Source organism: Roseovarius gaetbuli, from assembly GCF_900172365.1.
In the GTDB taxonomy this organism is placed as follows: Bacteria; Pseudomonadota; Alphaproteobacteria; order Rhodobacterales; family Rhodobacteraceae; genus Roseovarius; species Roseovarius gaetbuli.
In genome coordinates this window covers 184160-196746 of sequence record NZ_FWFJ01000003.1, presented here as the reverse complement: position 1 = coordinate 196746, position 12587 = coordinate 184160, and the positions used below count along the sequence as shown (strand labels likewise).

Sequence of the window (12587 nt, the reverse complement as noted above, 5' to 3'; positions counted from 1 at the left end):
CCAATCCGGACGCCGCCAGTCGATGCCTTCCCAGAGCATCGCGAGCTGTGCAGAGGTCAGCCGCACCGCCCCATCCTTGGCGCTCGGCCAAGGGAAACGTCCCCGCTCAAGCACCTTGTAATAGAGGCAAAGCCCCTGGCCGTCCCAGTAGAGCAGCTTCAGCCGGTCACCACGCCGTCCCCGGAACGCAAACACCGCCCCACTGGCGGGTTTCTGACGCAGCACATCTTGGGCAAGTGCCGCCAGCCCGGCGATCCCCTTTCGCATATCCGTCACACCGCAGGCCAGATACACGCGAACGCCGGTGCCAGGGCCGATCATGCGGCTTCCACGGCACGGATCAAGGACGTCAGCGCGGCCGGGTCTATCGTGCTATCAAAATGAAGGCGATGGCCGCACCGTAAGCGCAATTCGACTGCAGCTGGTGGCGACGTATCAGCTGCCGTAGGCTGCGCTGCCGGCACTGGCATATCCAAAGGGTAGAAAAGCGCCCCGGCATTGGGCGTCCACAGGCCCTTCTTCTTGAGGTCATGCCGCCAGGCATAAATCTGTTGCCGCGTAACCTCATGGCGGTGCGCCACCTGCGTCACCGTCGCCCCGTCTATCCCAACCGACATGACAATCTCGAGCTTGCCCTCGTCACGCCAGAAACGCCGTCGCTCGACCCCAAGAAATTCACCACGCATCGATGACCCCGCATAAGATACGTGTTTAACGACGTCGTTAACGACGTCGTTAAACACGTATCTTAGATCATCGCCCCAGCGTCAGGCAGGCGGTGCCAATGGCGCGGTTACTCTAAATGGGAGTTTGAACTCCTTGGCTGGGCACAAGCCTGTGGTGCACCTAGTTTCCCATATGCCCGCCTCGTTCATTTTCTTCTGTTCTGCTTCATAGTCAACGGGCGACAGCATGCCATAGTTGGCCCCGTCAGGGAAGATTCGGCGATCCATCTCGGCCTTGCTCTCTTCCCGCGTGTGAATTTCATCTAGCCGCTTGATGAAAAGCAGGAAGGTCAGCTGTTCGATGACGGAAAGCTGGTTGGAAACACCGCCGGACCAGAAAGCGTTCCAGATCTGGTCGATTTGCGTGCGAATGGTGCCTGTAAGCATGGGGGCCTATTCGGTTATTTTTATGATAGTGCTGACGTTATCGACTTGGCCAAGGGTTAACAACCGATCGTATCTGTATCGGACATGCAAAAGCTGAGTGGATTCAAAGGTTACCGATCTAGCAGGACGTTGCTCGCCCTAGATCAAGACGACACTTGTGGAAAAGTTTGTCAAAATCGCGTCGGCCGATTAAAGTTCATAGCTTTCCAAGTTGCGTTTTTTAACCCATTTTTAGGGCGGTTACACGGTTGCAAAACACACCGTAACCATTTGAAATTATTGGGTTCGGTAAGGGTTCGAGTCCCTTCTCCCGCACCATTTTCAGTGGGTCTACCGCCTTTGGCGACTTGAGGCCGGTTGAGCTGACCTGCCGCCTTTAGGTACCTGAGCGTTCAATCGTCATCCTGACATCTTTGGCGACCTGATCTTCCCCTTGTCGAGGCGAGAGCCTTTACGCGGCTGTGTCCACGCAGGTGCGCGCGAGCGTTTGCCCTTCAGGGCAGGGAAAGGCCTTGAGAACCTGGGATTGCTGATCGGACAAGAGCGTCAGGGCCGTGGCCGGGCCGATGTGAAAGCTTTCCGACCAGGTGTTTTCCGACAGGATGATCTCGTGGTGATCAAAAGCCAGGTGAACATAGCACAGGCGCGACGGGGCGACGCGGGTGATGCCCGGTTGCCCAAGAAGCGCGCGCGCCTCGATCAGGGCTTCGGTTTCGCCGGTCAGGGCGCGGTGTTCGGGGGCTGTGGTCAGCATGCGGTGACGCGGAGACACGACAAGGTCGCGCTCTGGCAGGCTTGAGCCAAGCGCGCCCTTGCGGATCAAAACCGGGCAGAGATCGGGGCTTGCGGCAAGGTCGTGTGCCTCAAGGCAGCGCCGTCCGGACCAGATCACCGGTTGAAAGCCGCGATCACGGGTGAGGACGCGCATACCGGGGCGCAGTGTCTCGACGGGATGTTTGCCGGTCAGGGTCGTGATCGCCGTGCCGGGGGTGAAACAGGTGACCGCCGAGGCTTGGGTTTTGGGTCGAATGAAAACGGACATTGATAATCCTGATACTTTTTAAACTACTACTCGCTTGTTGCGGCGCGCCTCATGCTGTCAAATAGGTGGTCAAGGCGTTGCCGTTAGGTGACTTAGCGCGCCGTTTGTGGCGTGAATGTGGGCGTTCAAAGGTCAGGTTCTGGCATAAGGCCGATGGTGAGGGGTTTGGGTTGTAGGTACTGATTGACCAGTCGCGCGACAGTTGATTTTGAGGGGAAGCACCGCTTTGGCGGGCAGGACAGGAAGAGGATAAGCCATGGAAATGACATTGGGAATGCGCCCGGAGATGCGGGCGCTGCTGGATCGGGTTGCGGCGATGGTGCGCGACGAGATCATGCCTCTGGAGGCCGAGTATCACGCCGAGATCGGCAAAGGGGATCGTTGGGAATACACCCCGCGCCAGGCCGAAATCCTTGAGGGGCTCAAGGCGCGGGCCAAGGCCGAAGGGCTGTGGAATTTCTGGCTGACCGACAGTGCGCGCGGCTTTGGACTTAGCACTGTGGAATACGCGTTTTTCGCCGAGGAAATGGGCAAGACCCCAATGGGGGCCGAGGTGTTCAATTGTAATGCGCCCGATACCGGCAATATGGAGGTGTTCGAGCGGTATGGCACCGAAGAGATGAAAACCCGCTGGTTGGCGCCGCTTCTCGAAGGTGAGATCAGAAGCGCCTATCTTATGACAGAACCGGGGGTGGCCAGTTCGGATGCCACCAATATCGCGATGTCCTGCGTGCGCGATGGCGATGACTATGTGCTGAACGGCGAGAAATGGTGGGCGACGGGGGCGGGCGATCCGCGTTGCAAGGTCTATATCGTGATGGTCAAGACCGGCGGCGATGACATGCCCAAGCATCAGCGCCATTCGATGATCGTGGTGTCGGCCGATACGCCGGGGATCGAAAAGCTGCGCCCGATGGAGGTCTACGGCCATGACGACGCGCCGCATGGGCATATGCATTTCCGGTTTTCGGATGTGCGGGTGTCGGCGCAGAATATGTTGCTTGGTGAAGGGCGCGGGTTCGAGATTGCGCAGGGACGGCTTGGGCCGGGACGGATTCACCATTGCATGCGCGCGATCGGTCAGGCCGAGGCGGCGCTTGAGATGATGTGTCGCCGGTCCCTGGCGCGCGAGGCCTTTGGCAAGAAGATCGCGCAGCTTGGGGCGAATTACGACATTATCGCCGAATGCCGGATGGAGATAGAACAGGCGCGGTTGCTCTGCCTCAAGGCGGCCTGGATGATGGATCAGGGCGATCCGCGCGCGGCTGCGCCCTGGATCAGCCAGATCAAGGTGGTGGCGCCGCGCGTGGCCCTCAAGGTGATTGACGAGGCGGTACAGCTTTTCGGCGCGCAAGGCATTTCGCAGGACGTGCCGCTTGGCGCGATGTGGACCCATGTGCGCACGCTGCGGCTGGCGGATGGGCCGGATGCGGTGCACCGCCGTCAGGTGGCGCGGACCGAGCTGCGCAAATACACGCAGGAAAAGCTGTAACGCTTGGGTAAGAGGGAACGCTTGTCAGGCGTTCCCTCTTACCGCGCGACATCCCGCGAGGCCGCCTGTAAGGGCGGATGAGCGCCGCCGCACAGGCAGGTCTGCACAGGCGAACGGGTCTCACGGCTGTGTGATCGCCCCAGCGGTTACATTGCTTCAGTTTAGCGCTTAGCTCCTTAGCGAACGCAAACCGAAGGGAGAGTTCCATGACTGCTGAATTCCGAGTTGAGATCAAACCGGTGAGTGATGATGTGGCCGAGGGTCAGGCCAAGGATTTGTTGGAGGGCGCGCGCGCCAAGCTTGGCTTTGTGCCCAATATGTATCGTGGCATGGCCAATGATCCGGGGCTTTTGTCGACCTATTTGCATGGCTATGACCAGTTTCGCCAATCGGGGCATTTCACGGCGCCCGAGCAAGAGGTCGTGTTCCTGACCGTGTCAGAGGCTAATGGTTGTGACTATTGCACGGCGGCGCATTCAATGCTTGCGATCAACGTCTCAAAGCTTGCGCCCGAGCACACCCAGGCCCTGCGCGACGGCAAGCCGCTTGCCGATGAAAAGCTTGAAGCGCTGCGCCAGTTTACCCACCACATGTGGGAGGCACGCGGTCTTGCGAGCAAGGCCAAGGCCGAGGCGTTCAAAGCTGCAGGCTATGGCGATGTGCATGTGCTTGAAATCATTCTGGCTCTCGCGGTCAAGACGATCTCGAATTATGCCAATCACGTCAATCACACGGATGTTGATGATGTGTTTGCGCCCTTCGCGGTGGGCAAAGAGGTCGAGCCTGCCTGACGTTGGCAGGCCAATCACGTTGATCTAAGGTTTTGCGCCCTCCTCGGCGGGGGCGCAAAACAGGTCATAGACCACTTCCAGGATTTTACGGGGGCGGTCGTCGGCGAGGCTATAGAAGATTGCCTTGCCGTCGCGCCGGGTGGTGACGAGCCCCTCGATGCGCAGCCGCGACAGTTGTTGTGACACGGCCGCCTGACGCGCCGACAGCAGGGTTTCCAGCTCGGTCACCGATTTTTCGCCTGACACCAGATGGCAAAGAATCAGCAACCGGCCCTCGTGACTTATCGCCTTCAGGAAATTCGCCGCTGCGGTCGCATTTTCGAGCATGCGGTCCATTTCGACCGGATCAAGCGCATCATCAAGGACGGGCAGGGGCATTTCGGGACTTTCGTGTTCATTCCTGCAAAGATTGTTAGAGTGTTTTGCGTACTTGTGCAAAACATGGCAACGCGATTGCGCGAAATTGTGATGATGTGTCGCGCGAAAACCTCCGGGGGTGGCATTGGCCTGCTACAAAATCTTGCGCAACCCTTGCAGCCCCTTGGGCGCAACACTAAGACTCCCTTAGGAACTGGCCGATATAGATCGGGTAAATTGACAAGGTCTGATCGCGGTTGATCGGACAATAGAGCAGGCGGGCGACGATGAAAGACCCAATGGATACCTACATGAACACCCTCGTACCGATGGTCGTTGAACAGACCAGCCGGGGCGAGCGGGCCTATGACATTTTCTCACGTCTTCTGAAGGAGCGGATCATCTTTTTGTCCGGCCCCGTTCATGACGGCATGTCAAGCCTGATCGTGGCGCAACTGCTTCATCTTGAGGCGGAAAACCCCAGCAAAGAGATCAGCATGTATATCAACAGCCCCGGTGGCGTGGTCACCAGCGGTCTGTCGATCTATGACACGATGCAATATATCCGTCCCAAGGTGAGCACGCTTGTCGTTGGCCAGGCGGCCAGCATGGGCAGCCTTCTTTTGACGGCGGGCGAGCCGGGCATGCGCTTTTCGCTGCCCAATAGCCGGATCATGGTGCACCAGCCCTCCGGTGGATATCAGGGCCAGGCGACGGACATCATGATCCACGCCGAAGAGACCCTGAAGCTCAAGAAGCGGCTCAACGAGATCTATGTCCGGCACACCGGCAAGACCCTGAAAAAGGTCGAAGAGGCGCTTGAGCGTGACAATTTCATGTCGCCGGAAGATGCCAAGGCCTGGGGTCTTATTGACGAGATCGTCGAAAATCGCGCCAAGAGCGACGAGGAGGCGAAGTAACGCATAAACCCGCCCCCTTGGTGGGGCGGGCGTTTTTGCGATTGTGGAGCTTTTGCGCCTGACTTAAGCTGGCAGGCGAAACACACGAACACCCGGTCAGATATGGCCAAAAGGCAGACGGCGGCGCAGCGCCCGAAAGGTACGTTATGGCGAATAATTCAGGCGGCGACAGCAAGAACACGCTCTATTGCAGCTTTTGCGGCAAGAGCCAGCACGAGGTTCGCAAGCTCATTGCGGGGCCGACAGTGTTCATCTGTGATGAATGCGTCGAACTGTGCATGGATATCATCCGCGAAGAAACCAAGAGCGCGGGCCTGAAATCAAGCGAGGGCGTTCCGGCGCCGCGCGACATCTGCAAGGTTCTGGATGATTATGTCATCGGGCAGGCCACGGCCAAGCGCGTGTTGTCGGTCGCGGTGCACAACCACTACAAACGCCTGAACAATTCTGGCAAGAGCGATATTGAGCTGTCAAAGTCCAACATCCTTCTGATCGGCCCGACGGGTTGCGGTAAAACGCTTTTGGCCCAGACACTTGCGCGCATTCTGGATGTGCCCTTTACCATGGCCGATGCGACCACTCTGACCGAAGCGGGCTATGTGGGCGAGGATGTGGAAAACATCATTCTCAAGTTGTTGCAGTCGAGCGAATATAACGTCGAACGCGCGCAGCGTGGGATTGTCTATATCGACGAAGTCGACAAGATAACCCGTAAATCCGAGAACCCTTCGATCACCCGTGACGTCTCGGGTGAAGGGGTCCAGCAGGCGCTTTTGAAGCTGATGGAAGGGACCGTGGCCGCTGTTCCGCCGCAAGGCGGGCGCAAGCATCCGCAGCAGGAATTCCTGCAAGTGGATACCACCAACATCCTTTTCATCTGCGGTGGGGCTTTTGCCGGTCTCGAAAAGATCATCGCGCAGCGCGGCAAAGGGTCTGCCATGGGCTTTGGAGCGGATGTGCGCGACAATGATCTGCGCGGCGTCGGCGAGGTGTTCACCGATCTGGAGCCCGAGGATCTTTTGAAATTCGGTCTGATCCCGGAATTTGTCGGTCGTTTGCCGGTCATTGCGACGCTTGAAGATCTTGATGAAGATGCGCTTATCACCATTTTGACGCAGCCCAAGAACGCATTGGTCAAACAGTACCAGCGGCTGTTTGAGCTGGAAGATGCCAAGCTCACCTTTACTGATGACGCGCTAAGTGCGATCGCGAAGCGCGCGATTCTGCGCAAGACCGGCGCGCGCGGGTTGCGGTCGATCCTTGAAGATATCCTGCTGGATACGATGTTCGAATTGCCGAGCATGGAGAATGTCGAAGAGGTTGTGGTGAACGAAGAGGCCGTCAATTCGGATGCGGCGCCTTTGATCATCTATGCGGAGACCAAAGGCAAAAAAGAAGGCGCAAGCGCAGGGTAATCCCTTCGCGGCCTCTTTTGGGACAAGCCAAGGCCTGTGGGAAACCGCAGGCCTTTTGTTTGGGCGCGGGTAAGAATTTTCGTCGAAAATTCTCGGCGCTCTGTATGCAACGTCGTCTATGGCCAAAGAAGGGAATGCAGCACTGGACCTTTGCCGCCAAATCCGCCATATCATGACCAGCATTTGTCGGAGGTTTGGATGGGCATTTTGACGACGCTGTTGCGTACGGTCACATGGTGGAACGGGCAGACGCTCAACACTCAGCTTTACACTTGGCGTAAGGGCGTCAAGGTTGGCGAGGATGCGCAGGGTAACATCTTTTACCGCACCCGGGATGACAAGCGCCGTTGGGTGATTTTCAATGGCGAGTCCGAGGCCACGCGGGTTGACCCCGATTGGCACGGCTGGCTGCACCACACCTATAAAGAACCGCCGACCGAAAGGCCGCTGCCGCACAAAGCCTGGGAGAAGCCGCATGAGGAAAACCTCACCGGCACGCCGCTGGCCTATGCGCCTGCCGGGTCGATCCGTCACGCGGTCCCGGTCGAGCGTCGCGATTACGAGGCCTGGTCCCCGGAATAAGGTTGGTTAAATGTCTGAGAATAAAACCGAAGTACTCGTCGGCGGTGTCGTTCTTGCCGTGGCTCTTGGATTTCTTGCCTATGCGGGAAAGACCACCGGCATGACACGCGGCGGCAGCGAATATCAGCTGAGCGCCAGTTTCCGCAGCGCCGATGGCGTGAGCGTCGGGACCGATGTGCGCCTGGCCGGCGTCAAGGTGGGCCGCGTCACCAGCGTTGATCTTGACCCGGCTACCTATCGTGCGAGTGCTAAGTTCACCGTTCTCGACGGCATCAACGTGCCCGACGACAGCGCGGTTGCGATTTCCTCGGAAGGTCTGCTTGGTGGGAACTACGTCGAGATCATGCCCGGCGGTTCGCCGTTTTACTTTGCGGCAGGCGATGAAATCGAATTCACCCAAGGCTCGGTCAGCCTTGTGTCATTGTTGATGAAATTCGTTTCCGGCTCCGAGGATGGGGCCGCGAAATGAAAATCGCCTGGCTCGGGCTCGTTCTGTCGCTCTGCGCCGGGGCAGGTGCCGCTCAGGAGGTCGCCTCTGTCGGTGTGGGCGCGGTATTGCGCGGGCTTGACAAGATCAACGGACAGGCCCGGGATATTGATCTGAGCAACGGCGAGGCCAACGAATTTGGCCGCCTTACCGTAGAACTTGCGCAATGCCGTTATCCCGAGGGCAACCCTGCGGGGGATGCTTATGCCTTTATGACGATTCGCGAGACCGCCAGCGGGCGCGAGTTGTTTTCCGGCTGGATGCTTGCCTCTTCTCCCGCGCTCAACGCGCTTGAGCATCCGCGCTATGACGTCTGGGTGTTGCGCTGTAAAATCTGACGCGGGTCGGTTTCAAGCGGCTTGTCGGTGATCCTTACATCACGCTCAAGCGCATCTTTGAGCAGGGCATGATAGGTCGCGCGGGGAATTTCCCGTGCTCCCAACCGCGCGAGGTGCGGTGTGATGAATTGCGTGTCAAACAGGGTAAACCCACAGCGCGCCAGGTGATCGGTCAGATGCGCGAGCGCCAGCTTTGACGTATCGGTGCGACGGGAAAACATGCTTTCGCCAAAGAAGGCCCCGCCGAGAGTGACCCCGTAAACCCCGCCGGTCAGCGCGCCGTCCTGCCAGATTTCAAGGGAGTGGGCGTGTTGCATGTGATGCAGCGCGACGTAAGCGCGGTGGATGGGCGCGTTGATCCACGTGTCGGGCCGATCGGCGCAGGCGCGCAAGACGCCCTCGAAATCATGGTTAAGAGTGGCGCGATACCCGCCGCGCCGCATCCGCCGCGCCAAAGAGCGGGAAATGTGAAACCCATCCAGCGGCAACACCCCACGATGCTGCGGATCGACCCAAAAGACCTCGGGGTCATTGCGGTGCTCGGACATCGGAAACACGCCCATTGCATAGGCCCTGAGCAAAATCGCGGGAGAGAGGGCAAGGGTGCTCATGAGGAGGTCTCGGGCGAGATGGGGCAGAGGTTAATCATTCGGTATCTTTTGGCATGTAAAACCGGGAAAGGCGATACAAGGATGAGGCGCTTCAATGACAGTCATGGAAAATGGGGTGGCGGGGTTCATGGGCGATGGGCTTACGATGATGGCCAATCGCACACAGGCACGGCATGCCCTTTTGGTTGATGCGTTTCGCCATGCGATCGCCGATTCCACTGTGATGCTGATCGGGGCCGAAGACGGCGCGTGGTGTTATGCGCTTGCGGCTGCCGGCGGCTTGCAGGTGGTTGGTATTGAAAAGAACGCGGACCAGGTAGAGCGGTTCATGCGGCTTCCTGATGTGGGGCTGCGTGAACGGATTGACATGCGCTGTGCCGATCCGCTTGAAGAATTGCGATCCGAGGTTGATGCAGGTCGGCAATACGATGTGGTCATCCTTTTCGACATGCTGGATTCGGTGACCGACCTTTACGAGCTGTTCGGTTTACTTGGCGAGCTTGGGCCGCACCTTGTGATCGTGGACGGTCTGTTCGGCCAGTCGTAAGAGCCGATTTTCACCATCGAGCGGCCACGCGAGGCGCTTCTTGGCCAAGGCCGCCCCTATCTTCTGCCAAGCCGTGGCGCGGTTGCGATGGTGGCCTATGACATGGGCTTTGATCTCGACTGGATCGACTGGAATCTGCTTGACGATGACGTGCGCCTTGGCCTGTCAGATTACTATTCTGAGGGCCCAACGTTGCGGGCAAGCTTTACCTTGATGCCCGAGCAAGTGGATTAACACCTGATACGCAAAAGGGCAGGTAATAACCTGCCCTTTGTCATTCGCGCGCGGCGGGTGGCTTAGCCCTGAAGGTTGGTTTCAAGCCACTGTTCAAGCCAGTGAATGTTATAGTTTCCGGTCTGGATATCTTCTTCCTGCAACAGCGCATGGAACAGCGGCACGGTGGTATCCACGCCATCCACGATCAGCTCGCCAAGTGCGCGCGCCAGACGGGTCAGAGCACTTGGGCGATCTTTGCCATGTACGATCAGCTTGGCAATCAGGCTGTCGTAATAGGGCGGGATCTTGTAGCCGTCGTAAAGTGCTGAATCCATCCGAACGCCAAGCCCGCCGGGGGCATGGAATTGCGTGATCGTGCCGGGACGGGGCGCAAAATCAGGAAGCTTTTCAGCATTGATCCGCACCTCGATCGCATGGCCATTGATTTGCAGATCGTCCTGAGTGAACGACATCGGCAGACCTTCGGCAACGCGAATCTGTTCCTGGACAAGATCGACACCAAAGATCGCTTCGGTGACCGGATGCTCGACCTGAAGCCGGGTGTTCATCTCGATGAAAAAGAAATCGCCCTGTTCATAGAGAAACTCGATCGTACCGGCGCCGCGATAATTGATACGCGATACCGCATCTGCACAGGTCTTGCCGATGCGCGCGCGTTCTTCTTCGGTAATACAGGGGCCGGGGGCCTCTTCCAGAACCTTCTGGTGGCGGCGTTGCAGCGAACAATCCCGCTCGCCAAGATGCACGGCCTGACCTTTGCCATCGCCAAACACCTGAATTTCGATGTGGCGCGGCGTGGTCAGGTATTTCTCGATATAGACCTCGTCATTGCCAAAGGCCGCCTTGCTTTCAGAGCGCGCGGTCAGAAAGGCGCTTTCCATTTCCGAGGCATCGCGCGCCACCTTCATGCCACGCCCGCCGCCGCCGGCGGTGGCTTTGATGATCACCGGATAGCCGATCTCTTCGCCGAGCACCTGCGCCTCTTTCAGTGTCGCAACCCCACCGTCAGAGCCGGGCACGCAAGGCACGCCAAGCGCCTTCATCGTGTCCTTGGCGGTGATCTTGTCACCCATGATGCGGATATGTTCGGCCGAGGGGCCGATGAAGGTCAGGTCATGATCCTCGACGATCTGCACGAAATTCGCGTTCTCGGACAAAAAGCCATAACCGGGATGGATCGCCTGTGCGCCGGTGACTTCACAGGCGGCAATGATCGCCGGGATCGACAGATAGCTGTCGCTGCTGGACGGCGGGCCGATGCAAACCGATTCGTCGGCCATGCGCACATGCATCGCGTCGGCATCGGCGGTGGAATGCACGGCGACGGTTTTAATGCCCATTTCGCGGGCGGCGCGGATGACGCGCAGGGCGATCTCGCCCCGGTTGGCCACAAGGATCTTGTCGAACATTGCCTGTGCCTTATTCGATGATCATCAGAGGCGCGCCATATTCGACCGCGGCACCATCTTCGATCAGGATACGTTTCACGGTGCCTGCGCGCGGCGCGGGAATGTGGTTCATGGTCTTCATCGCCTCGATGATCAGCAATGTATCGCCCTCCGACACCTGGGTGCCGACGCTGACAAAGGCCGGAACGCCGGGCTCTGCCTGGGTATAGACGGTGCCGACCATGGGCGAGGTCACGGCGCCGGGGTGGCTGGCGGGATCTTCGGCCGGGGCGTTGGCGGCGGCTGCTGCGGCCGGGGCGGCGGCAGCGACGGTGGCGGCGGCCATGGGGGCGGCGGCCACTTGCGTGGTGACAATCTCGCCGCGCCGACTTACGCGCACGTTGAGAGTGTCGTCCTCGCCGTATTCACGCTTGACCGAAAGCTCGGTCAGGTCGTTTTCATTCAGCAGTTCCGCCAAGGCCTTGATGAAGGCCACGTCCGATTCATGTGTTTTGTTTGACATCAGGTTCCTCGACCAAAAGCGATGGTGCCCAAAGTGGACCCATGGCATTCGTTTTCGCCGCTTATAGGCTATGCGTGAGCCCGAGAAAAGCGGCCATTTGACCCTATATTTGGGCGTTTCGGGATCAAATTACGAGGGCTTTCTTACAAATCAGCGCAAACGCGCCCGCGTCAGAGCGGCATGCCCGAAAGTTTTGCAACAAGTTCGGCAAGTTTACGGGCTTGAAACTTTTCCAAAAGGCGGGCCCGGTAAACCTCGATCGTGCGATAGGACAGGCCAAGCTCAAGCCCGATTTCCTTGGAGGTGAGCCCCCGGCAGGTCAGGATCGCCACCTCGCGCTCGCGCTGCGTGAGGGGCACGAGCGGGCGTTCCTCTGAGAGATCCGAGAATGACCAGACGCCGCGCTGAAACGGGGTGTCGGGGGTCACGGATTGACCGCGCACCCGGCACCAGAACAGCGTGCCGTCGGCGCGTTTCATTACCCGTTCATCGGCGTAGCGCCCGGTTTTGCGCATGATCGCAAGGCTGCGTTCGCCGATCCGGCGATAATCTTCGATCGAGGGGTAAAACCGCGCCAGCGGAACGCCGGGATAGGTCTCGGGGGTATCGCCGAAGATCGCGGCAAACTGCTGATTGCACTGCCGGATGATGCGATGTTCAAGCACCGCGAGCCCCACGGGGGCATGGTCGAAGGCAAGCTCTTTGATCTGCATGCCGCCTTTATGCCCGGTGTGCGCAGGCGCTC

General features: G+C 58.8%; 18 protein-coding genes. 9 read left to right on the top strand and 9 right to left on the bottom strand.

Features of this window, described 5'->3' with window-relative positions:
* The 4 genes from tnpB to ROG8370_RS03145 all read right to left on the bottom strand — a co-directional run.
* A partial coding sequence (gene tnpB, locus ROG8370_RS03160; RefSeq protein WP_139838030.1) for an IS66 family insertion sequence element accessory protein TnpB occupies positions 1-321 on the bottom strand: 321 nt, incomplete at its 3' end.
* Positions 318-686: an IS66-like element accessory protein TnpA gene (tnpA, locus tag ROG8370_RS03155; protein WP_139838029.1), complete on the bottom strand. Its 369-nt coding sequence runs from the start codon at positions 684-686 to the stop codon at positions 318-320. The genes tnpA and tnpB, both read right to left, overlap by 4 nt.
* 81 nt (positions 687-767) lie before the next feature.
* The gene (locus ROG8370_RS21235) at positions 768-1112 is read right to left on the bottom strand and encodes a type I restriction-modification system subunit M N-terminal domain-containing protein (protein WP_281252686.1); all 345 of its coding nucleotides are present in this window, start codon (positions 1110-1112) and stop codon (positions 768-770) included.
* 451 nt (positions 1113-1563) lie between these two features.
* Positions 1564-2154: a Hint domain-containing protein gene (locus tag ROG8370_RS03145; protein ID WP_085825612.1), complete on the bottom strand. Its 591-nt coding sequence runs from the start codon at positions 2152-2154 to the stop codon at positions 1564-1566.
* 256 nt (positions 2155-2410) lie between these two features.
* Here ROG8370_RS03145 and ROG8370_RS03140 point away from each other — a divergent pair, with 256 nt between their 5' ends.
* Complete coding sequence (locus tag ROG8370_RS03140) at positions 2411-3646, top strand: acyl-CoA dehydrogenase family protein (protein ID WP_085825611.1); 1236 nt, start codon at positions 2411-2413, stop codon at positions 3644-3646.
* Positions 3647-3852: 206 nt separating this feature from the next.
* Positions 3853-4437 (top strand): carboxymuconolactone decarboxylase family protein, encoded by a 585-nt coding sequence (locus ROG8370_RS03135; RefSeq protein WP_170925167.1) that lies wholly within the window; start codon positions 3853-3855, stop codon positions 4435-4437.
* A gap of 24 nt (positions 4438-4461) precedes the next feature.
* Here ROG8370_RS03135 and ROG8370_RS03130 read toward each other — a convergent pair whose 3' ends face one another.
* Complete coding sequence (locus ROG8370_RS03130) at positions 4462-4815, bottom strand: ArsR/SmtB family transcription factor (protein WP_085825610.1); 354 nt, start codon at positions 4813-4815, stop codon at positions 4462-4464.
* A 266-nt stretch (positions 4816-5081) separates the two neighbouring features.
* Here ROG8370_RS03130 and ROG8370_RS03125 point away from each other — a divergent pair, with 266 nt between their 5' ends.
* The 5 genes from ROG8370_RS03125 (at position 5082) to ROG8370_RS03105 (ending at position 8536) form a co-directional block, all read left to right on the top strand.
* Entirely contained in the window at positions 5082-5714 is a 633-nt protein-coding gene (locus ROG8370_RS03125) for an ATP-dependent Clp protease proteolytic subunit (protein WP_085825609.1), read from the top strand.
* 146 nt (positions 5715-5860) lie between these two features.
* Entirely contained in the window at positions 5861-7129 is a 1269-nt protein-coding gene (gene clpX / locus ROG8370_RS03120) for an ATP-dependent Clp protease ATP-binding subunit ClpX (protein ID WP_085825608.1), read from the top strand.
* 198 nt (positions 7130-7327) lie between these two features.
* A complete protein-coding gene (locus ROG8370_RS03115) occupies positions 7328-7711 on the top strand; it encodes an NADH:ubiquinone oxidoreductase subunit NDUFA12 (RefSeq protein ID WP_085825607.1) in 384 nt (127 codons plus the stop codon).
* A 10-nt stretch (positions 7712-7721) separates the two neighbouring features.
* Positions 7722-8180, top strand: a complete 459-nt coding sequence (gene mlaD / locus ROG8370_RS03110) for an outer membrane lipid asymmetry maintenance protein MlaD (RefSeq protein ID WP_073199518.1) — start codon at positions 7722-7724, stop codon at positions 8178-8180.
* Positions 8177-8536, top strand: a complete 360-nt coding sequence (locus ROG8370_RS03105) for a DUF2155 domain-containing protein (RefSeq protein WP_085825606.1) — start codon at positions 8177-8179, stop codon at positions 8534-8536. The genes mlaD and ROG8370_RS03105 overlap by 4 nt, the downstream gene beginning before the upstream one ends.
* Here the strand turns inward: ROG8370_RS03105 and aat are convergent.
* Positions 8503-9147 carry a leucyl/phenylalanyl-tRNA--protein transferase gene (gene aat / locus ROG8370_RS03100; RefSeq protein ID WP_085825605.1) on the bottom strand — a complete coding sequence of 215 codons (645 nt, stop codon included), beginning with the start codon at positions 9145-9147 and terminating at the stop codon, positions 8503-8505. The genes ROG8370_RS03105 and aat overlap by 34 nt on opposite strands.
* A 94-nt stretch (positions 9148-9241) precedes the next feature.
* Between aat and ROG8370_RS03095 the strand changes: the two genes are divergently transcribed.
* On the top strand, positions 9242-9694 hold the full coding sequence (locus tag ROG8370_RS03095; RefSeq protein WP_245827162.1) for a class I SAM-dependent methyltransferase: 453 nt from the start codon (positions 9242-9244) through the stop codon (positions 9692-9694).
* A gap of 87 nt (positions 9695-9781) precedes the next feature.
* Positions 9782-9928: a hypothetical protein gene (locus ROG8370_RS20855; protein ID WP_245827161.1), complete on the top strand. Its 147-nt coding sequence runs from the start codon at positions 9782-9784 to the stop codon at positions 9926-9928.
* Positions 9929-9990: 62 nt separating this feature from the next.
* Here the strand turns inward: ROG8370_RS20855 and accC are convergent, their stop codons facing one another.
* The 3 genes from accC to ROG8370_RS03080 all read right to left on the bottom strand — a co-directional run bounded on the left by accC (position 9991) and on the right by ROG8370_RS03080 (position 12555).
* The gene (gene accC, locus ROG8370_RS03090; RefSeq protein WP_085825604.1) at positions 9991-11340 is read right to left on the bottom strand and encodes an acetyl-CoA carboxylase biotin carboxylase subunit; all 1350 of its coding nucleotides are present in this window, start codon (positions 11338-11340) and stop codon (positions 9991-9993) included.
* Positions 11341-11350: 10 nt separating this feature from the next.
* Positions 11351-11842: an acetyl-CoA carboxylase biotin carboxyl carrier protein gene (accB, locus tag ROG8370_RS03085; protein WP_085825603.1), complete on the bottom strand. Its 492-nt coding sequence runs from the start codon at positions 11840-11842 to the stop codon at positions 11351-11353.
* A gap of 170 nt (positions 11843-12012) precedes the next feature.
* A complete protein-coding gene (locus ROG8370_RS03080) occupies positions 12013-12555 on the bottom strand; it encodes a LuxR C-terminal-related transcriptional regulator (RefSeq protein ID WP_170925166.1) in 543 nt (180 codons plus the stop codon).
* Positions 12556-12587 lie beyond the last annotated feature (32 nt).